At 63.4% G+C, this 17,779-nt stretch carries 32 protein-coding genes and 2 tRNA genes; 12 read left to right on the forward strand and 22 right to left on the reverse strand.

Going from position 1 to position 17,779, the window contains the following annotated elements; genetic code table 11:
• Positions 1-27: 27 nt before the first annotated feature.
• Complete coding sequence (locus LOS78_RS05510) at positions 28-249, reverse strand: hypothetical protein (protein ID WP_156933628.1); 222 nt, start codon at positions 247-249, stop codon at positions 28-30.
• Between the two features lie 63 nt (positions 250-312).
• Here LOS78_RS05510 and LOS78_RS05515 point away from each other — a divergent pair, with 63 nt between their 5' ends.
• The 5 genes from LOS78_RS05515 to LOS78_RS05535 all read left to right on the forward strand — a co-directional run bounded on the left by LOS78_RS05515 (position 313) and on the right by LOS78_RS05535 (position 4,577).
• Positions 313-1,161 (forward strand): glycosyltransferase, encoded by an 849-nt coding sequence (locus tag LOS78_RS05515; RefSeq protein WP_230376010.1) that lies wholly within the window; start codon positions 313-315, stop codon positions 1,159-1,161.
• A gap of 97 nt (positions 1,162-1,258) precedes the next feature.
• Complete coding sequence (locus LOS78_RS05520; RefSeq protein ID WP_028711356.1) at positions 1,259-1,459, forward strand: CsbD family protein; 201 nt, start codon at positions 1,259-1,261, stop codon at positions 1,457-1,459.
• Between the two features lie 205 nt (positions 1,460-1,664).
• Positions 1,665-4,082: an endopeptidase La gene (lon, locus tag LOS78_RS05525; RefSeq protein ID WP_230376012.1), complete on the forward strand. Its 2,418-nt coding sequence runs from the start codon at positions 1,665-1,667 to the stop codon at positions 4,080-4,082.
• Positions 4,083-4,152: 70 nt separating this feature from the next.
• Positions 4,153-4,446: an HU family DNA-binding protein gene (locus LOS78_RS05530; protein WP_028711358.1), complete on the forward strand. Its 294-nt coding sequence runs from the start codon at positions 4,153-4,155 to the stop codon at positions 4,444-4,446.
• Between the two features lie 56 nt (positions 4,447-4,502).
• Positions 4,503-4,577: transfer RNA gene (locus LOS78_RS05535), tRNA-Val, on the forward strand.
• A gap of 374 nt (positions 4,578-4,951) precedes the next feature.
• Here the strand turns inward: LOS78_RS05535 and LOS78_RS05540 are convergent.
• Positions 4,952-5,035, reverse strand: a tRNA-Leu gene (locus LOS78_RS05540).
• Between the two features lie 127 nt (positions 5,036-5,162).
• On the opposite strand from LOS78_RS05540, the gene LOS78_RS05545 reads away from it, so the two are divergent.
• Genes LOS78_RS05545 through LOS78_RS05555 form a run of 3 tightly spaced genes read left to right on the forward strand, consistent with a single transcriptional unit; the run spans position 5,163 to position 5,975 of the window.
• A complete protein-coding gene (locus LOS78_RS05545) occupies positions 5,163-5,429 on the forward strand; it encodes a hypothetical protein (RefSeq protein ID WP_230376014.1) in 267 nt (88 codons plus the stop codon).
• Positions 5,430-5,460: 31 nt separating this feature from the next.
• Positions 5,461-5,673 carry a hypothetical protein gene (locus tag LOS78_RS05550; protein WP_230376015.1) on the forward strand — a complete coding sequence of 71 codons (213 nt, stop codon included), beginning with the start codon at positions 5,461-5,463 and terminating at the stop codon, positions 5,671-5,673.
• Entirely contained in the window at positions 5,670-5,975 is a 306-nt protein-coding gene (locus LOS78_RS05555; RefSeq protein ID WP_230376016.1) for a hypothetical protein, read from the forward strand. Before LOS78_RS05550 ends, LOS78_RS05555 begins: the two co-directional genes overlap by 4 nt.
• Before the next feature lie 489 nt (positions 5,976-6,464).
• Here LOS78_RS05555 and LOS78_RS05560 read toward each other — a convergent pair whose 3' ends face one another.
• The 12 genes from LOS78_RS05560 to LOS78_RS05615 all read right to left on the reverse strand — a co-directional run bounded on the left by LOS78_RS05560 (position 6,465) and on the right by LOS78_RS05615 (position 11,543).
• Positions 6,465-6,683 carry a hypothetical protein gene (locus LOS78_RS05560; protein ID WP_230376017.1) on the reverse strand — a complete coding sequence of 73 codons (219 nt, stop codon included), beginning with the start codon at positions 6,681-6,683 and terminating at the stop codon, positions 6,465-6,467.
• Between the two features lie 5 nt (positions 6,684-6,688).
• Positions 6,689-7,288: a glycoside hydrolase family 108 protein gene (locus tag LOS78_RS05565; RefSeq protein WP_230376018.1), complete on the reverse strand. Its 600-nt coding sequence runs from the start codon at positions 7,286-7,288 to the stop codon at positions 6,689-6,691.
• Between the two features lie 61 nt (positions 7,289-7,349).
• Positions 7,350-7,547, reverse strand: a complete 198-nt coding sequence (locus LOS78_RS05570) for a hypothetical protein (RefSeq protein WP_230376019.1) — start codon at positions 7,545-7,547, stop codon at positions 7,350-7,352.
• A 1-nt stretch (position 7,548) separates the two neighbouring features.
• The gene (locus LOS78_RS05575) at positions 7,549-7,821 is read right to left on the reverse strand and encodes a hypothetical protein (protein WP_230376020.1); all 273 of its coding nucleotides are present in this window, start codon (positions 7,819-7,821) and stop codon (positions 7,549-7,551) included.
• Between the two features lie 10 nt (positions 7,822-7,831).
• Positions 7,832-8,080 carry a hypothetical protein gene (locus tag LOS78_RS05580; RefSeq protein WP_230376021.1) on the reverse strand — a complete coding sequence of 83 codons (249 nt, stop codon included), beginning with the start codon at positions 8,078-8,080 and terminating at the stop codon, positions 7,832-7,834.
• Entirely contained in the window at positions 8,077-8,427 is a 351-nt protein-coding gene (locus LOS78_RS05585; protein ID WP_230376023.1) for a hypothetical protein, read from the reverse strand. Before LOS78_RS05585 ends, LOS78_RS05580 begins: the two co-directional genes overlap by 4 nt.
• A complete protein-coding gene (locus LOS78_RS05590; protein ID WP_230376024.1) occupies positions 8,427-9,440 on the reverse strand; it encodes a hypothetical protein in 1,014 nt (337 codons plus the stop codon). The genes LOS78_RS05585 and LOS78_RS05590 overlap by 1 nt, the downstream gene beginning before the upstream one ends.
• Before the next feature lie 61 nt (positions 9,441-9,501).
• On the reverse strand, positions 9,502-9,684 hold the full coding sequence (locus tag LOS78_RS05595; protein ID WP_230376025.1) for a hypothetical protein: 183 nt from the start codon (positions 9,682-9,684) through the stop codon (positions 9,502-9,504).
• A 32-nt stretch (positions 9,685-9,716) separates the two neighbouring features.
• Positions 9,717-10,100 carry a hypothetical protein gene (locus tag LOS78_RS05600; protein ID WP_230376026.1) on the reverse strand — a complete coding sequence of 128 codons (384 nt, stop codon included), beginning with the start codon at positions 10,098-10,100 and terminating at the stop codon, positions 9,717-9,719.
• A gap of 72 nt (positions 10,101-10,172) precedes the next feature.
• Positions 10,173-10,448 carry a hypothetical protein gene (locus LOS78_RS05605; protein ID WP_230376027.1) on the reverse strand — a complete coding sequence of 92 codons (276 nt, stop codon included), beginning with the start codon at positions 10,446-10,448 and terminating at the stop codon, positions 10,173-10,175.
• Positions 10,445-11,290, reverse strand: coding sequence for an ORF6N domain-containing protein (locus LOS78_RS05610; RefSeq protein WP_230376029.1), 846 nt, complete (start codon positions 11,288-11,290; stop codon positions 10,445-10,447). Before LOS78_RS05610 ends, LOS78_RS05605 begins: the two co-directional genes overlap by 4 nt.
• Positions 11,291-11,333: 43 nt before the next feature.
• The gene (locus LOS78_RS05615; protein WP_230376031.1) at positions 11,334-11,543 is read right to left on the reverse strand and encodes an Arc family DNA-binding protein; all 210 of its coding nucleotides are present in this window, start codon (positions 11,541-11,543) and stop codon (positions 11,334-11,336) included.
• Between the two features lie 98 nt (positions 11,544-11,641).
• Between LOS78_RS05615 and LOS78_RS05620 the strand changes: the two genes are divergently transcribed.
• The 3 genes from LOS78_RS05620 to LOS78_RS05630 all read left to right on the forward strand — a co-directional run bounded on the left by LOS78_RS05620 (position 11,642) and on the right by LOS78_RS05630 (position 12,534).
• Positions 11,642-11,953, forward strand: a complete 312-nt coding sequence (locus LOS78_RS05620; protein WP_230376033.1) for an Arc family DNA-binding protein — start codon at positions 11,642-11,644, stop codon at positions 11,951-11,953.
• Between the two features lie 103 nt (positions 11,954-12,056).
• A complete protein-coding gene (locus tag LOS78_RS05625; RefSeq protein WP_230376035.1) occupies positions 12,057-12,329 on the forward strand; it encodes a BrnT family toxin in 273 nt (90 codons plus the stop codon).
• Positions 12,313-12,534, forward strand: a complete 222-nt coding sequence (locus LOS78_RS05630; protein ID WP_230376037.1) for a BrnA antitoxin family protein — start codon at positions 12,313-12,315, stop codon at positions 12,532-12,534. The genes LOS78_RS05625 and LOS78_RS05630 overlap by 17 nt, the downstream gene beginning before the upstream one ends.
• Positions 12,535-12,543: 9 nt before the next feature.
• Here LOS78_RS05630 and LOS78_RS05635 read toward each other — a convergent pair whose 3' ends face one another.
• The 8 genes from LOS78_RS05635 to LOS78_RS05670 all read right to left on the reverse strand — a co-directional run bounded on the left by LOS78_RS05635 (position 12,544) and on the right by LOS78_RS05670 (position 17,030).
• The gene (locus LOS78_RS05635) at positions 12,544-13,074 is read right to left on the reverse strand and encodes a hypothetical protein (RefSeq protein ID WP_230376038.1); all 531 of its coding nucleotides are present in this window, start codon (positions 13,072-13,074) and stop codon (positions 12,544-12,546) included.
• Between the two features lie 280 nt (positions 13,075-13,354).
• Complete coding sequence (gene istB, locus LOS78_RS05640; RefSeq protein WP_024843951.1) at positions 13,355-14,083, reverse strand: IS21-like element ISPkr1 family helper ATPase IstB; 729 nt, start codon at positions 14,081-14,083, stop codon at positions 13,355-13,357.
• Positions 14,013-15,581, reverse strand: coding sequence for an IS21 family transposase (gene istA / locus LOS78_RS05645; RefSeq protein WP_028717560.1), 1,569 nt, complete (start codon positions 15,579-15,581; stop codon positions 14,013-14,015). Before istA ends, istB begins: the two co-directional genes overlap by 71 nt.
• A gap of 73 nt (positions 15,582-15,654) precedes the next feature.
• Complete coding sequence (locus tag LOS78_RS05650) at positions 15,655-15,924, reverse strand: hypothetical protein (RefSeq protein WP_230376042.1); 270 nt, start codon at positions 15,922-15,924, stop codon at positions 15,655-15,657.
• A 273-nt stretch (positions 15,925-16,197) separates the two neighbouring features.
• On the reverse strand, positions 16,198-16,434 hold the full coding sequence (locus LOS78_RS05655) for a hypothetical protein (protein WP_230376043.1): 237 nt from the start codon (positions 16,432-16,434) through the stop codon (positions 16,198-16,200).
• Entirely contained in the window at positions 16,418-16,591 is a 174-nt protein-coding gene (locus LOS78_RS05660) for a hypothetical protein (RefSeq protein WP_230376045.1), read from the reverse strand. Before LOS78_RS05660 ends, LOS78_RS05655 begins: the two co-directional genes overlap by 17 nt.
• Positions 16,588-16,764: a hypothetical protein gene (locus tag LOS78_RS05665; protein WP_230376047.1), complete on the reverse strand. Its 177-nt coding sequence runs from the start codon at positions 16,762-16,764 to the stop codon at positions 16,588-16,590. Before LOS78_RS05665 ends, LOS78_RS05660 begins: the two co-directional genes overlap by 4 nt.
• The gene (locus tag LOS78_RS05670) at positions 16,761-17,030 is read right to left on the reverse strand and encodes a hypothetical protein (protein ID WP_230376049.1); all 270 of its coding nucleotides are present in this window, start codon (positions 17,028-17,030) and stop codon (positions 16,761-16,763) included. The genes LOS78_RS05665 and LOS78_RS05670 overlap by 4 nt, the downstream gene beginning before the upstream one ends.
• Between LOS78_RS05670 and LOS78_RS05675 the strand changes: the two genes are divergently transcribed.
• Positions 17,029-17,778 carry a S24 family peptidase gene (locus LOS78_RS05675; protein WP_230376052.1) on the forward strand — a complete coding sequence of 250 codons (750 nt, stop codon included), beginning with the start codon at positions 17,029-17,031 and terminating at the stop codon, positions 17,776-17,778. The genes LOS78_RS05670 and LOS78_RS05675 overlap by 2 nt on opposite strands.
• Position 17,779 lies beyond the last annotated feature (1 nt).

Here is a 17,779-nt window from a genome sequence, read left to right on the forward strand (position 1 = left end):
GGGCACGGTCCTCACCCGGTCGCTTCGTTAAATCAAATCTGGCATTCCCCCCTGAGCTTGTCGATTGTTTCGATCAGGCAGCGGCACTTTTCCGCCGATGCCCTTGGGGAAACCATTTTCCCACTGCCTGTTTTGTCGCCTGTTCCATATGCATATCCGGATAATGCACGCATTGCGCGAAAGCCGCTCCTTCATCGCGGCTGGATTGATCAATGCCGGGCGCGCAGCCTCTGCAAGCAGCGATTGCATTTCGCGCACCGATCGGGGATCACCCGAAGGCGGCGCCGGATGCCGCCGTCCGCAGGGGGTTTCATGGTCGCGCCGATCGTCGGCATCTGCCGCTTTTCCTTTCTGGGCCGCGGGGACTGGAGCGCCTATCTCCGCACCCGGCCCGGTTCGGAGGAAGAGGCCGAAGCCATGCGCCGCAGCCGCGACCTGCTTTATGACGATGCCCGGCTGCGCTTTCGCTTCCAGAGCTTCGAGCGGCTGACGCTGGCCCCGCTGCGGGCGCAGACCGAGCCGGATTTCCGCTTCGTCGTGCTGAGCTCGGCCGCCATGCCCCGGCCCTGGCAGGAGCGCCTGCGGGCGCTCTGCGCGACGGTGCCGCAGGTCCGGCTGGTCTTTTCCGAGGCGGGGGACGTGGGCAGCGCCCTGGCGCCGCTGCTGACCGGGCTGGCGCAGGGCGACGGGCCGGCGGTGCAGTTCCGGCTGGACGACGACGATTGCCTCTGCGCCGATTACATCGCGCATCTCGCCCGCGCTGCCCGGGCGATGCGGGACTATGGCCCCTTCGCCTTTTCCCTGCCCCGGGCGCTGCTGGTGGCGCATTACGCCGGCGCGGCGCCGCAATATTGCGAATTCGTCCGGCCCTTTCACGCCGCGGGCGCCGCCGCGCGCCTGTCCCAGCCCGGGCGCAGCATCTTCGCCTTCGGTCATTACGCCTTGATGCGGCGATTTCCGGCCCTAGTCGATCACGGGCCCTTCGGTTCGCTGCAGCTGAAATTCCAGGGTCACGATTCGCGCATCGTCGCCCCCACGCCGGGCAGCGGCGTGACGGCCATGGCCGAGGCGGATTTCCGCGCCCAGCTCGCGGGGCATTTTCCCTTTCTGGATCAGGCGCATCTGGCGGGGCTGATGGCGCTGCAGGCCGGTCGGGACTGATCCGGCCCCGGCTTTTGCGCGCCCGCTCGGGAACCTTGCGCGGAAACATGTGTTCAATTCCCATACCGCAAACGCCATCCAGCGAAAGGAGCGCGCGATGAATTGGGATATCGTCGAAGGCAAATGGAACCAGCTCAAGGGCAGCGTGAAAGAGAAATGGGGCGACCTGACCGATGACGAGCTGACCGAGGTCGACGGCAAGAAGGACAGGCTGGTCGGCAAGCTGCAGGAGAAATACGGCTGGACCAAGGAACAGGCCGACGAGCAGATCGACAGCTTCTTCCGCGACAGGGTCTGAGCCGATCCCGCCCAGGTCGGAAGACCGCCAGGCCCCCGGTCCGCGCCGGGGCCTTTGCCATGCCGGGCCCGTCGCAGTTCAGGAACAAAATGCGAACCAATCGCCCATTGAACCTCCTGCGGCGGCTTCCTATCTTGTCAGCCAGCAGGGGGCGCAGACTGCCTGCCTTAGGGGTTGCGCCTCTTGGCGAGAAAGGACTGATTCCATGAACGAATTCGCCCAAACCACCCATCCGGTCCTGCCCTTGCGGGACATCGTGGTGTTTCCGCACATGATCGTGCCGCTGTTCGTCGGGCGCGAGAAATCGGTGCGGGCGCTCGAGGCCGTGATGGAACAGGACCGCCCGATCCTTCTCGCGGCGCAGAAGGATGCCGCGGTGGACGAGCCCGCCGCCGAGGGGATCTTCCGCACCGGCGTGCTGGCCAATGTGCTGCAGTTGCTGAAGTTGCCCGACGGCACCGTGAAGGTGCTGGTCGAGGGCCGCGAGCGCGTGCGCATCACCCATTTCGTGCCGAACGACGCCTATTTCGAGGCGGGTTGCGAAACCCTGGCCGAGGAACCCGGGGATCAGGACACGCTGACCGCGCTGACCCGCGCCGTCGCCGAGGAGTTCGAGCGTTACGTCAAGGTGCGCAAGAACATCCCCGAGGAGGTCGTCTCGGCCGTGGCCGAGGCCCGCGATTCCGCCCGCCTGGCCGATCTGGTCAGCGGCCATCTGGGCATCGCGCTGGACAAGAAACAGGAACTGCTTGAGACTCTGGTGACCGCCGAGCGGCTGGAGAAGGTCTATGGCCTGATGCAGGGCGAGATGTCGGTGCTGCAGGTCGAGAAGAAGATCAAGTCCCGCGTCAAGACGCAGATGGAGAAGACCCAGCGCGAATATTACCTGAATGAGCAGATGAAGGCCATTCAGAAGGAGCTGGGCGATGGCGAGGACGGCTCGAACGAGATCACCGAGCTGGAAGAGAAGATCGCCGCGACCAAGTTCAGCAAGGAGGCCCGCGAAAAGGCCGAGGCCGAGCTGAAGAAGCTGAAGTCGATGTCGCCGATGTCGGCCGAGGCCACGGTCAGCCGCAACTATCTCGACTGGCTGCTGTCGCTGCCCTGGGGCGTCAAGTCGCGCATCCGCAAGGATCTCGGCAAGGCCGAGGGGGTGCTGGACGCCGACCATTACGGTCTGGAAAAGGTCAAGGAGCGGATCGTCGAATACCTGGCGGTGCAGAACCGTTCGACCAAGCTGAAGGGGCCGATCCTGTGCCTCGTCGGCCCTCCGGGCGTCGGCAAGACCTCGCTGGGCCGTTCGGTGGCGCGCGCCACGGGGCGCGAGTTCATCCGCATCAGCCTTGGCGGGGTGCGCGACGAATCCGAGATCCGCGGCCACCGCCGGACCTATATCGGCTCGATGCCCGGCAAGATCATCCAGGCGCTGAAGAAGGCCAAGACCACGAATCCGCTCATCCTGCTCGACGAGATCGACAAGATGGGCCAGGATTTCCGCGGCGACCCGGCCTCGGCCATGCTCGAGGTGCTGGACCCGGAACAGAACGCGACTTTCGTGGACCACTATCTTGAGGTGGAATACGACCTGTCCAACGTGATGTTCGTGACCACGGCCAACAGCTACAACATGCCGGGCCCCCTGCTCGACCGGATGGAGATCATCCCGCTGGCCGGCTATACCGAGGACGAAAAGCGCGAGATCGCGCGCCAGCACCTGCTGCCCAAGCAGATCAAGGCGAACGGGTTGCGCAAGGGCGAATTCTCGGTGACCGACGAGGCGCTGACCCATGTGATCCGCTACTACACCCGCGAGGCGGGCGTGCGGTCGCTGGAACGCGAGATCGCCAAGCTGGCCCGCAAGGCGGTGACCGAGATCCTGAAGGGCAAGGTCAAGTCGGTCGAGGTGACGCCCGAGAAGGCCGAGGAATACCTGGGCGTGCGCCGCCATCGCTATGGCCTGGCCGAAAAGGACGATCAGATCGGCGTGGTGACGGGCTTGGCTTGGACGCAGGTCGGCGGCGACCTGCTGCAGATCGAGGCGCTGAAGCTGCCCGGCAAGGGCCGCATGAAGACGACCGGGAAACTGGGCGAGGTGATGAAGGAATCGATCGACGCCGCATCCTCCTTCGTCCGCTCGATCAGCCCCGAACTGGGGGTCAAGCCGCCGAAATTCGAGACGGTGGACATCCATGTCCACGTCCCGGAAGGCGCGACGCCCAAGGACGGTCCCTCGGCGGGTATCGCCATGGTCACCTCGATCGTCTCGGTGCTGACGCAGATCCCGGTCCGCAAGGACGTCGCCATGACCGGCGAGGTCACCTTGCGCGGCAACGTCCTGGCCATCGGCGGGCTTAAGGAAAAGCTGCTGGCGGCGCTGCGCGGCGGCATCAAGACGGTGCTGATCCCGGCCGATAACGAGAAGGACCTGGCCGAGATCCCGGCCAATGTGAAGGAAGGGCTGAAGATCATCCCGGTCAGCCATGTGCGCGAGGTGCTGCAGCACGCGCTGGTGCGGATGCCCGAGCCCGTGGAATGGGATGAGGCCGCCGAGGAGGCGGCCGAGGCCAACCGCCTTGCCGCCACCCGGGAACAGGGCAGTGGCGGCGCGGCGGTCGCCCACTGAAACCGGAACCGCGCGGGCCTTCCCGCGCGGTTTTTTCTTGACCGGGGCTCCAGCAGAAAGGAGTTCGCTCATGGCAAGATCGGAGGGAAAACCGGAAAGAGAAGGATTCGCCGACCCGGAGGCGGCGAAGGTCCTGCAAAAGCGGCAGTTGCTGGCCCAGGTGGCGCGCCGGACCGGCCTGCGCAGCAGCGAGGTCAAGACGGTCGTCGAGGCGACGCTGGCCGAGCTGGGCGAGGCCATCGCCTCGGGCATGACGCTGGCTCTGCCGCCGCTTGGCCGCGCCCGGATCAGCCGGCGATGCGACAGTTCGGGCGGCGAGGTCATCACGCTGCGCCTGCGCCGCCGCGCTTCGGGCGAGGCGTGATTTTTCGCCCGAAGCCTCTTGCGGCCCGTGCCGGCAGCGGCTATCTAGCGCGCATCGGGCGATTAGCTCAGCGGTAGAGCGCTTCGTTCACATCGAAGATGTCAGCGGTTCAAATCCGTTATCGCCCACCATGATTCCAAAGGCGCCTGGCCGGTCCGACGACCGCCAAGCGCCTTTTTCGTATGCTTCCGCCCTGTAGCCCTCTGCCCCTTGCAGTGGTCGACCGTCCGCCGTGTCAAGGTTGCCGGTGCCGGAACACGCGCAGCCGAGCCTAGCAGGATCATGCGCCTATCCTGCGCCCCCGGCCGCTGCGTGGCATCGCGCCTCGACCAACCTGCCAAGGCTGGTTGACCTGCTTGGGCCTGCTTTTCTGCGCCCGGCCTCCACCACTGCCATTTGTCGGGTCGTCGTGGCGAACCGGGCGTTTCAAGCGGTGCAGGCCGGCGCGCTGCGTCGCCGGCGGATCCACGACGAATCTGCGGAAATATCGATTTCTTGCGAAAACTGGTACCCGAGGTCGGACTCGAACCGACATGCCTTGCGGCGGCGGATTTTGAATCCGCTGCGTCTACCATTCCGCCACTCGGGCAAACCGTTGCCTGCGTGCGGTTTAGACCACAATCCGCAATTGGCGCAAGGGGCGCTCTCAACATGGCTCTCAACATTCATGTTCCGTGCGCGTTCCGTTCCACGCCCCACCACAGAGGAATGACGCCATGAGCGATCTGCGACTATCGGAGCGAATCCGCGTCGGCCTGGCGCTCGGAGGCCAGATCACCATCAGCCGGGAAGCTGCCTTGGTGCTGATCAAGCTCCTTGAGGATTTGGAGCAATCCCCGCGCCGAATTGACCTGATCATGGCCGACTGGCGCGAGAGCAGGCGCCGCATGGAGGAGCGAAACGAGCTGATCATCCGCGACCTGTTCATCGTGTGTTTCTGCCTCACCTGCCTCGGCTGGATACTTGCCGGAGCGATCCATTGACCCACCCCCGCGACCAGAAGGAGAGAGCCGAATGATCATGCTGGAATTTGTGAACTCGGACGCCACGCCGAAGAAGGTGACGATCCACTGCGACCCGATATCAGTCCCCAAGATCATGGCTTGGTATGGAGCCTACCATGCCGGGGATCGGTATGCGGTCTATGCGGACGGGGTAAAGCTGGCGAAGGACCAGGATGGTGAACTCATCGGCGATATCCCCCAGCCCCCGGAGAACGCGCGATGAGTGACGACTATGACGGCAAGGTCAATGGCGAGGTCGTGCTGAATCTTGCAGACTGGATTGATCGTCGGCGGGACGCGGTTGGCCCCTACGCCGATCACATCATCCACTCGGTGCGGGCGCATGAAACCGAACTCTCCCGCCTCCGCGCCGAGGTGGAGAGGCTGACCGCCGCCCTATCCGACGAGAGGGCGCATGCGGACGCGCTGGCGGATACCCTGGCGGGCATGGACGGCCTGCAAAATATCGACTGCGAAATGCGGGACAATGCGTTGCGAGCCCACCGCGCCCGGCGTCAGGGGTGACATGGCGTTAGGCAATAGCCGGCCCCCGCTACCTTCCCCCCGCTATACAGGGGAAGGCCCTTCCTGCCCGATCCGTATCTACGCGATGACCGTATCGTGGCCCAGCCGCTTCCCCGCAGGCTTCGCTCCTGCCCCGCCCTTTGCAGCCTTGCTCCGGTGCGGTCCCCGGACGAGGCCGGTGGGATTTAGTGTCGCGCTTCTGGCAGGCCTAGAAGGAGCCGGTTCCTGCCGGGATGGGGTAAGCCCCGGATCGTATCCGCCTTTGGCACGGGAAGGCGGCAAACCGTGAACGCGATTTTTGGGGTGGATTTGTGATCACAGGATGTGATACACAATGTCCATGCCGGGAGTGTCGCGCTTTAAACCGGCATCGGCCTCGGGGTGTTTCAGCACCGCCGAGGCATATTTCTGTCTAGCATCGGTCAGATTTCCAATCAAGAACAACCCGGGAACAAGCCGAAAATCTGCATCGGAATCTGGCAGTTGGCGTCAGGTCACTCCGCCAAGCCGCTTGGCGATCCGCGACCACACGAACGTGCCGACCGCCAGACCCCCGCCGGCTGCGAGACCTACGCCGCCGCTGATGGCCTCGGCCAGCGCAGGGATGTTGAGGCAGGCGTTGTCCGGGCCGGTCATGGTGATTGCGCCGGTCCAGGCGGTAGCCCCTGCAACGGCGTAGAAGATCACTCGGATGATGAGTGCGAACATGGTGGTTATCTCCCTTTGAAGATGGATTGCAGCAGCGCCAGCAGCGCCGCGATAAAGCCGGACGGCTTGAGAACCGCGTCCACCCCGGCGCTGAAGGCAGGCTCATGGACCGGGACAGCCTTCGCCATGGCGGTCGCCACCTCACGCACGCTCTCCACGCGGCTGGTCCAGCCCTTGCCGAAGCGGCTCCACGTCTTGAGCGTGCGCAGCCACGCCAAGCGCGCACTGACAGCGCGGTCGATCACCGCCTCGGGGTGCGCTTCTTTCGCCGCTGCGATGGTCTGCGGGCCGATCTTGCCATCAGCCGACACGCCAAGAGCGGTTTGCAGCCATTTTGCGCCGCGCGACACGCCCGAATTCACTGCGGCGTCGAAGGCCACCAGATCCATGCCGGCGGGCAGGTCGTCGCCGCGCACCGGGTTCCAGTAGTCGCGCCGGTAGATTTCCGCGGCCCGCGCTCGGGTCATGCCCTTGATGTCCTCCTGCGGATATGAGCGCTTGCTGATGCCCATGTTGGTCTCGCCGCCAGGATCGTGCGGATCGTTCACGTAACCGCCTTCGTGGCGCAGCACTTCCGCCAGACAGCGGTCGAAGTTCGTTTTCATGTCGTCCTCGCAAAGAAAAAGCCCCGGCAAAGCGGGGCGGATGCGTCCAGTTTCTGGTCGGTCAGTCGGTCAGCGCCTTCCAGCGGCGGTGGATCTTCTCGCAATGCCGATACTCGCCGAATGCGATATCCGCGCAGAACATGAACACCGCGCGCCACCGGCTGGGCGGCTGGCGGTAGACGCGCGAGCACAGCGGCTCCGACGCGCTGCCGCACAGGGCGCGGTTGATGAGCAGAGATGCGGCCCACCAGCGGTTCATGTCACTCTCTCCTGTTGATGGCCGAATAGAGCCGGTCCAGCGTCAGCTTGATGCCGTTCAGGGCTTCCTCGATCCGGGCTTGCAGGATCGCCTGCGCTTGCTGGTTTTGCTCGATGCCGCGCAGTCGTGCCTCGTGCCGGTCCAGCCGGTCGGCGTGGTCTTTGGTGCGCAGGTCGATTTTCCGGCTCCACCAGATGATGCCGACAATAGCCATGATCTGCGTCCAACCGGACTGGATCAGGCCAAGAAGGCCGTGTGCGTCGGGATCGTTCATTGCTCGGACCTCAGTTCAGATCGACCCAAGCGCCGTTGGCTCGGAGCCTCAACTTGTGCGTTGCCTCGTCGTAGTAGATATCCCCGTTCAGCGGAGAAACCGGCGCAGTTCCCGGTGTCAGGCGCACCACGTGATTGAAGGTCACGCGGCTCGGGCCGATCTGCATCTGCCCTTCCATGGCTTCGAGAAGGTCTGTTACCCGCTGCGTCAGATAGCGGCTGTCCTCACTGACGACGATGGTCCGGTTGATCGCGCTCATGAATGCACCTCATAGACGGAGACGGGGCCGATCCAGACGACAGACATTTCGGGGATCGGAGAGTTGATGTTGATCTGATAGGTTGCGTCCACACGGCGCGGGCTGCGCAGCGTCTGGCCGATGGTCTGGGGGACCGTGACGGTGATATAGCCGTCCGCATCAAGGGACAGCGCGGCCTGCCACAGGACGGATCCGCAGCGCAGGATCAGGATTTCTCCGGAATAACCGACGCCGTTCAGCGTCTGCGTGAAATCGACCGGGGTCTGCGCTTCGAGATAGCGCCACGATTGCACCGTGTCCCGGTCGGGCCAGAGGTTCAGCGGGGGAATCTGGACCGGGGCGCGCATCAGCGAAGCTCCACCCAATAGGCCAACTGCCCGCTGGTCAGCCGGTAGTAATGGCCCGGAGGGACGACGAAGTTGACTACGCTGTCTCGCCACGACAATGTCACCCAGGACGAGCCGTTTGCCGAAACCTGAACGTGGTCGTTGTTTCCGCCCTCGTAATCGATGCTGACCATGATCGGGCGTCCAGTGGTGTTCTGGTAGGATTGCCCGACGTTCCTGCCTACGGCCGTCCATGTCTGCCCCATGCCGATGGCAAGGGCCGCCACACCAGCCCGAACACCCGCAGGGGTGGCTGTGTATGGCGTCGTGGACGAACCGGCGGCCCAGATCGCATTATCCGCCGTGTCTGTGGACTGCATCATGTAGGTCCAGCCGTTCCACGAGCCGGAGCCGAAGGAGCGCACCCAATGCCGCCGGCCCGGAGGATCGACAAGGATCATGATGGCCGAACCGGAGTTTTCCCTCCAGACGCGCACGATGCCGCCAAGGCCGGCCGTGATGCCCGGCGGGAACGTCCCAGCCGTCTCGGTGCCGAAGCGATAGATGCCGGAAGCGATGCCAGTGCCGTCGATGTCCGCCAGCAGCGGGGCATTGCCCGTCACGCCAAGGCCGTAGTCCAGCAGCGGCTGGATCATGTTGGCCTGCACGCGCTCAATGGCCTCCTGAACGTTGGTTTCCGGGATATCATCGGTCGGATCGAACTGGATCGCAGCCGCGCCGATCTGGTCGGAATCCACGATCATCGCCGGGTCCATGGGATAGCCGGCCAGCATGACGCCATCGGGGGTTCTCACCTCTACCTTCACGTCGCCGTTGCCCGTGTCGTAGACCGCCGGGAACACCCCCGCCCCGTCAGCGGCCAAGGGCGAGGGGTGCGGCAGCGTGCAGTCCGGGTCGCTGTAGACGATCCGCTCCTGACTGGTGCCGCTGTCGTAGAACGTCGCAAGCGCGCCGGGCACAGTGAAGCCGGACAGGTCGATTGCGCGATTGGGATTGAAGGACAGGATTGCCATGCGGGCCTCATGCAAAAAAGCCCCACCGAAGCGGGGCTAGTTGGTAGTGATTTCAGTGGGTTCAGGCTTCGACGTAAAAGACCTGCTGAACCTCGGACATGTTGATTATGGCCGCGCCCACGCGGCGCCACCCCTGCATGCCGTGATCCCTTGCATGATCAAGGAGGATATTGAATGCACCGGCTGGATCACCGATGATCGTCAGATCATGGCCGTTCTTATAGGTGACGATGGTGCGCGGCACCGGGGCAGCCTCTTGCCTCTTTCCGAACCACTTCATGCCGCCACCAGCGCGCGGGCTTCGGCCCAGAGTTGCGGGTTCTCCCCGCGATCTTGAATGTTGAAGCCGCCGTAATCGGTCCAGACCGCAACCTTGATGATCCAGTCGGTCGCGGTCTGGCACGGCTCCCGCATCATCACTGCCTCATGGTCGTTGCGCTTGCTTACGAGCGCGTCGAATGCGTCATCGTCCAGGTCCAAGCTGTTGTTCTCGATCCGCATCATTGTCTCCCATTCCCGGAACAGCTTCATCACCGGGGTTTCCTCGGACGCGACCGCAGCCACCGGAACAGCGCCAGCGGCCAGAGCCACAGGGGCCAGTTTCAGGAGGGCGCGGCGGTTGAAACCCGCAGGCGCGTCGTTATGTTTGGCAGAAGCCATGATGGTTCTCCTAGAAAGAACTGTTGGGGTTAGGCCTCCGGTTGCGCTGCACACGCGCCGGAGGCCGTTTTGTTAGCTGACGATGCCGTTGATGCGGCTGGTATGGGAATCGATCATGCCGGGCAGGTCAATTTTGCTGTCGTGCAGGTAGGCTACGAACAGGTCATGGACCATGGGGATCACCTTATCCCGCGCCCGGTCCCATTCCTCCGGCGCCCTCTGGTTCATCAGATAAAGCTGATCGAACAAGGCGCCCACATCGACCTGACCGCCATTATGGATGGAGTAAAGGACCAGGAAATCGGACAGCAGGCCAACAGCAGATCCCGTGACATACTCCGGGGTCATGCCAGCACTCCGCCGAGATCGGTCTTGAACAGGTCCGCCACCTGCGCCGGCCACAGAAGCTGACGAACGGGGCGACCGCCCTGCGCCTTCTGCACATCGTGCCACGTCCCGCCGTGCGCCTTGCCTTCTTCGGTCAGTTCGTATTTCAGATCGCCCTTCCGGTTCCGGTAGGAGGTCTGCAAGCCCCGGCCGATCAGCTTGAGGTTCATCTCCTGCGCGGTGACGCCGATCTTGGCCCCGAGGTCGCGCACGTTCAGCATGTCCTCGTTCTGCTCGGCTTCCAGCCGCTTGATGCCCATAGCGGCCATCGGGTTCACGCCGGTCATGTTCTCGACGCCCCGGCAGACCGACAGGATGGCTTGGTTGCCTTCCAGCCCCATATCCTTCGCCAGTTTCGCGAACATCTTGGTTTGCAGCCTGACCTCGCGGGACAGGACAGCCGAGGCGACGGGCGCGGCCAGCGGTTCCGCGTTCTTCACTTTGAAGTAGCAGTCGATCATCTCGCCTTGCACTTCCCAAGCGCGGTCGTCCTGCATCGGCTTCACCAGCTTGAGATAGCCGCGCTCGGTCAGGAGGATGCCCTTGGGTGCAAACTTCGAAAACACCCCATCAGGGAGGTTGGTACGAATTTCGTCCGAAGTTAGTTCGATGAAATCGCGGCCCGCTTGGAACCGCTCTTGGTTCTCGTTGAAGTTACGCTTCGCCGTGCCGTCCGCGCGTTGGTGGATCTCGTCCACCATGGCAAAGGTGACGACAGGTTCGCCCTTGTAGGCGATCTGCTGCACCTGCGTGTCCGCGATTTGCACGACCGGCAGGTTCATGTTACGATCATAGGCAGTCATGTCGGTTCCTTTTCAACCGTTGTTGACAGAAGATGCCGCCCCGTCAGGCAGCGTTTTCGTTTCCGGCAGCGGGGGTCGAGCTTTGGACGGCCCCTTCCCCCGCTGCCGCTCTCAAGGTCATCACCAGATGGGTGTTCAACGAACGCCCTTGGCGACGAGCCTCAGATTTAAGTTCATCCCGCAGCGACACAGGGACGCGCAACGCGATCTGCGCGATGCCCTCCTGCCCGTGCGCTGGAATGATGGTCTGCATCGCTGTCTCCTTTCGTAAAGCACACAGCTATAAAGCATCACGCTATGTCTTGCGTCAAGCAAAAAATAAAGCATGTTGCTTGCCAAAGGAGAATCCCCATGGCTCGCCCACCAGCATCAGAACAGGTTCAGGTCAACTTCCGCATGCCTGCTGATCTCAAAGCCCGGATCGAGGCGGCAGCAGAGGCCAACAACCGGACGACCACAGCAGAGCTAGTGGCCACGCTGGAAGAGAAGTATCCCCCGATCCCAGATCGGAGCGATGTAGAGCTTTCCCATCGCGCGATCACCATTCGCGGGATCGATGCTGCGCTTCAGCAGGTTCGCGCAAACATGATCCGACAACTTGATGGCGGCAGAGCGGACGCTGGCCTTTTGGCGCTACTCGGCCCCTTCATTAAGGAAGACTAACCGGATCGGCCTCCACCATCGCACCTCTTGCGACTGACCCCTATCCCATTTTTCGTTACTACGCTTATTGACAAGCCGGGCGCGGCGCATTATTTGTTACTACATGAAATGCACCAGCGACCCAGCAAAGCGCGCCAAGACCCTCGCGGAACGCGGGTTGGACCTTGAAGCAGACGGCGCTGAAATCCTCGCCGGTGCAACCCTGACGTTCGAGGACGACCGCTACGACTACGGCGAAACCCGACTGATCTCCATCGGCCACCTCAAGGGCCGCATGATGGTCATGGTCTGGACACCCCGCGGCGAAACCGCCCACGTCATCAGCATGAGGAAAGCCAATGCCCGCGAACAGAAAGCCTATGCCCCCCGATTTTGACGACGACGCGCCCGATCTTTCCACGCCCTACTGGCAGAAGCGCGCCGTCAAGGCCACCGTCCAGCGCGGCCGGCCGAAACTGGACAATCCGAAGGTCAGCACCACGATCCGCCTCAGCCCCGAGGTGATCGAGTATTTCAAGGCCGGCGGCCCCGGTTGGCAGAGCCGCATTGACGAAGCCTTGCGCAAGGTCGCCGGGGTTTGAGCCCCCAGACTACCCCAGCCTGCGCGGATCGCTCAGCGGATGCTCCGGATCCTCGGTCGAGACGACGCCGCCGATTACCCGCATCATCACCGTTCCGGTCCCCGTGCCGTTGATGGTCAGGTAGAGGTGCGGTGCCGAAAGAACGACGCTGGCCTGAACGTTGAAGAAGCGCCGGACGGCGGCCTTCCGGTTGGACAAGGCCGATAGCGGCACGCCCGACGACAAAAGGCGGCCGCCGCCCCTCGCGGCGTCGAGCGTGCGGACGTCGATGGCTACATCGCCCAGGTCCCCGCCGCGGTGATCGAAAAACACGATCTCGTTGAGGACATACTTGCCCTGCGCCCAGATCGGCACGACCAGGTTGGCCGGGTCGCTGCTGGCGAGGTCGATGAGGGCGCCGCCGATGGCATCGACCGAGACGAGATGCCCGCCGTCCCGGCTCAGCCGCAGCCGGCCGGATGTGGTCAGCCGGCGTTGCGGGGCGGACCGGGGCGCCGACGACATGCCCGCGCCGCCCGGCGGATAGCTGATGAAACTCACGGCGATACTCCTTCGAAGCGGGACAGTTTGAGTCCGGCACCCTGTAGTCGCGCCTTGACCGGGGCATAGGACAGCCGCGCCATGGGCACGCCGGAAACCACCGACTCTACAGCGACCTGTCCCACGGCCTCACCCACGGCGCAGAGAAACTGTCAATCGGCACGCAACTTTGACCCCCTTTCGGCGCCCAATAATGACCCCGCTTGGTCAGCACGGGTAGCTGGCCCGATGCGGTGTAGCCTCCATACAGCGCAACCGGATCGGGCCAGCGGCGTCTCGGTCATTCCCGCGTCTTGAAGCGCCAGCTCTCGTTGCCGGTCTCGACGATGTCACAGTGATGGGTCAGTCGGTCGAGGAGCGCCGTTGTCATCTTCGCGTCTCCGAAGACGGTCGGCCATTCGCCGAAGTCGAGGTTCGTCGTCACGATGATCGAGGTGCGTTCGTAAAGGCGACTGATGAGGTGGAACAGGAGCTGGCCACCCGTCTGGGCGAACGGCAGATATCCCAACTCGTCGAGGATCAGGAAGTCGAGGCGGCACAGGAGATCCGCAGTGCGTCCCTGTCGGTCGGCGCGGGCTTCGGCGTCCAGCTTGTTCACCAGGTCCACGACGTTGAAGAAGCGGCCGCGCTTGCCACGGCGGATGCAGGCCCGGGCGATGCTGACGGCAAGGTGGGATTTGCCGGTCCCGGTGCCGCCGATGAGGACGACGTTACGCTGATGCTCGAGGAACTCTCCGGAGGCCAGATCGCGCACCAGCGTTTCGTTTACGGGCGTGTCTTCGAAGCTGAACTCGTCGACTTCCTTGGCCAAGGGCAGCTTGGCGATGGTCATCTGGTATTTGATCGAGCGAGCTTGTTTCTCGCTGATCTCGGCGTTCAGCAGGTCGCCCACGATTTGCTGCGGTTCGTGCTGTCGCTTCACCGCCGTGGCGATGATCTCATCGTAGGCGGCCTTCATGCCGTAGAGCTTCAACTGGCCCATCGCGTCCAGCACCTGTGATCTTTCCATGGCGGGGTCTCCTGAGGCTGTCGTAGCGTTTGCAGTCGGCCACGGGCTCGCAGGTCAGGCGCAACGCGTCCGGCGTGGCGATGGTCAACGGAGGTGGTGGCTCGCGATGTCGGGCCAGGATGTTCAGAACGACCGATGCCGCCGGGGCGCCTTCGGTCAGGGCCTCGACGCAGGCAGCCTCGACGGCTTCCAGTCCATCCGTTGGGATCATGCTCAGGATCTGGACCATCTGACGGTCACCGTTCGGCACGCGCCCCAGCTTACGCTGGACGCGTCGTATCGCCGGCGGCAGTTCCCATTCCTTGAAGGGAGCGCCGTTTCGAAGGGCGCCGGGCTTGCGGGCCAGCACCGGGATGTAGTGCAGCGGGTCATAGATGGCCTTGTCGCGCCCGAAGGCGCGGTCGTGCCGGCCGACGATCTTGCCGTCCTGCCAGACCTCGACCCGCTCGGCATAGGCGCGGATCTCGACCGGACGGCCGACGGCGCGACCATCGACCGAGTAGCGGTTCTTGTCGAACCTAACGAGGCAGGTCTTGGACACCGAGGCCGGCACGGCATGGAATCCGTCGAAAGGGCCGACGTAGGGCACCAGGCTCGCCCGCTCATCCTGGAACACGTCCCAGATTGTCCGATCACGCAATTCCTGGTGCGGATGGGCCTTGGCCCAGGCAATACAGCGATCCTGAAGCCAGGCGTTGAGTTCCGCGTAGCTCTTGAAGCGCGGCCGCGGCACGAAGAACCGCCGCCGGACAACGCCAACCTGGTTCTCTACTTGTCCCTTCTCCCAGCCGGACGCGGGGGTGCAGGCGACGGGATCGACAAGGTAGTGTCCGCACATCTGCTGGAACCGGCGATTATACGCGCGGTCGCGGCCGACGAAGATCGTGTCCACCGCCGTCTTCATGTTGTCGTAGATCCCACGCGCACAGGCGCCGCCGAAGAAGGCAAAGGCCTTGTCATGGGCATCGAACACCATTTCCTGCGTCTCTCGCGGGTAGGCCCGGACGAACAGCATCCGGCTATGACAAAGCCGGACGTGAGCCACCTTCACCGTGGTGGTCACGCCGTCGATCAGAACGACCTCGTGACTCCAGTCGAACTGGTAGGCTTCACCCGGATCGAAGCTCAGTGGCACATAGGCGGCGGCTGACGCTTCCTGCTCCGCCTGCGACCACGAAGCCGCATAGCGTCGGACCGCGTCGTAGCCGCCGTCATATCCGAGGGCCCTGAGCTCTTCGAAAATCCGGATGCGGGTCAGCCGCTCGCGCTTCGGCTTGCGCGCATTCGCCGCCAGCATCTCGTCGAGCTTGCCTTTCCAGGGACCGATCTTCGGCTGCGGTTGGACGGTTCGCTCGTAAGTCATCTCCGTTGCGCCGGACCGGATCACCTTCCGAACCGTGTTCCGCGATACCCGCAGCTCTCGGCAGATATGCTTGATCGACTTCTTGTCCTGGAAATACGCCCGGCGGATCTTCGCAATCGTCTCCACAACCAGCATCCCACACTGTGCCCCCCGATAGCCTCGGAGGCATCATGACCATCAGCGTAAGGGGGTCATTTTTGGAAGCCGATTACCCCGTTACGGGGTCAATTTTGCACGCCGGTTCACAGGACAGCGCGTTATCGAGGTCAAACCGGCGGCGGGACGGCGGGCAGAACGTCACCAGCACGTCAACGGCGATTGCATCGACTGGGCGGATCTTCTCGGCCTCGCACAGCGCCCAGCAGGCCAGCTTGTAGCCCTTGGCTGCCGATGCCTTGCGACGCCATTGCCCCTGCCCGCTTGCGTTCGGGCTGGTGGCGCGGGGAGGCCATGGCAGGCATACTTTGGCGAGGATCATATCAGGCTTTCCTGCCGAGGGTCCGGTGCAGCGACAGATACCGCTCTGCCGCGTCCTTTCGACGGTTGCTCAGGCGGTAGGCTCTCGCGGTCAGGTCCGGCGTGGTAGGTTTCGCGCCAGTGAGCCTCGGCGTCGGCTCGATGCGCCGAGCAAGCCCAGAACGTGCCTCGGTCGCTGCTGCCATCAGGCGCTGAAAAGCCGAACGGCGCGACGGCTCCGCACCTTCCGCACATGTGCTGCCTTGGCGGCTTTGCGTTTGCCGAGGCGTCATATCTAGGCGCCCTGCTTGAGGACGAACGACTGCGGCGCGTCATCGAACAGGCCCTTGTCCATAGGTTCCAGATCGCCCCGCAGCTTCATCATCGTGCGGTTGGGGATGGCCTGCCCTGTGGATTTCAGGGTGTAGAGCAAGCCTTGCTTGGCGGGCTGTTCGTCAAAGCGGCGAAGCGTGACCATGATGCAGTCGCCGGATTCCAGCGCCGAACGAACGGCGTTAATCCCGATGGGCATTGCAGTTCTCCATGGTTTGGGAGACGGACAAACGAACCGCGGCGCGAATGTCGTCCCGCGATTTCTGCAAGGTGTAGTGGCGAAGGGCTGAGCCAGACGCCCGAAGGATGGCGTCCGCGATCTGATCGCATTGCTCGTCGGTGAGGGTTTCGATCATGCCGCCCTCGCCTGCTGGATGATGGACGCGAGGACGCCGTTGCGGCGCATTGCCTCGACGTGGCGGCGGATCAGGCTCACGTCCAAGCCGTGTTGGCAGGCGATATCCTCGACGCCCAGGCCAGCGATCAGGCCGGCAACCGTGAGCTTGTAGCTTTGGGGTGCGCGCATCATGCCGCACCTCGCTTTCCGGCTTGGGTGTTGCGGCGTTGCACTTGACGGGTGGGGGATCGCTCCCCACGTGCCAAGGCATGCACCCCACTGTTTTGCTTCATGTGTTCCCGGATGCGATCAGCCACCTTCATCGTCGGGCTGGCTTCGCCGTCCTTCCACTTCTGCCATTGACCCCACTGCGCGTTGATCGCATCGCGCAGCAGCTTCTGAGGGCTGATCCCGGCCCGGGCGCAGTAAGCCTCAATGTCTGAGATGAGTTGTTCCATGGCCGGCATTATGGGGGAACACCCCCACTTAGGCAAGGGGAACTTCCCCATCGCGGCCAGTTATCATGTGGGGTATTTTCCCCACATGGAAAAACAGCACCTTGATGCCTTCGTTCGCGGCCTGAAAATTGCAATGGACGCGGACGGATGGAAGATGAAGCCGTTGTCTCTGGCCGCCGGAATGGGCGAGTCCGGCGTTCGCGATCTATTCCGAAACGATTCTTCGCCTAAGGTGGTCAACGCCTACGCATTGGCTTCCGTCTTGGGGCGGTCAATTGATGAACTGGTGCGCATCGGCGAGGCCGGTTCCATGGATGTGATCCCGGCCCGAGCGGTCATTGCTGTTGCCGGGCAGGTGGGGGCCGGCGCCAAGGTTGAGTTGGTGGACGCATACGAGAAAGGCGATGGGATCTACCATGTCGCCTGCCCGCCGCAGATCAGCCCCAAAGGGATCGTTGCCGTCGAAGTGGTCGGGGACAGCATGATGCCAGCCTATCAGCCCGGCTCGATTCTCTTCTACTCACGCGATGCCCTAGGAGTCCCGACCGAGGCTATCGGGAAGGTATGCGTCTGTGAGGACGAGGACGGAAAAGTTTGGGTCAAGCAGGTAAAGGTCGGTCGAGAGGACGGCAAGTTCAGCCTGCTTTCGATCAACCCGGAAACCGAGAACATGCACGGCGTTCGGCTAAAGTGGGCCGCGCCTGTTCGGTTGAGCTTGCCGCCCGAGTTCGTGCAGCGGGTAGACTGAG

Origin of the sequence: Paracoccus sp. MA, assembly GCF_020990385.1 — a bacterium.
Classification (GTDB): Bacteria; Pseudomonadota; Alphaproteobacteria; order Rhodobacterales; family Rhodobacteraceae; genus Paracoccus.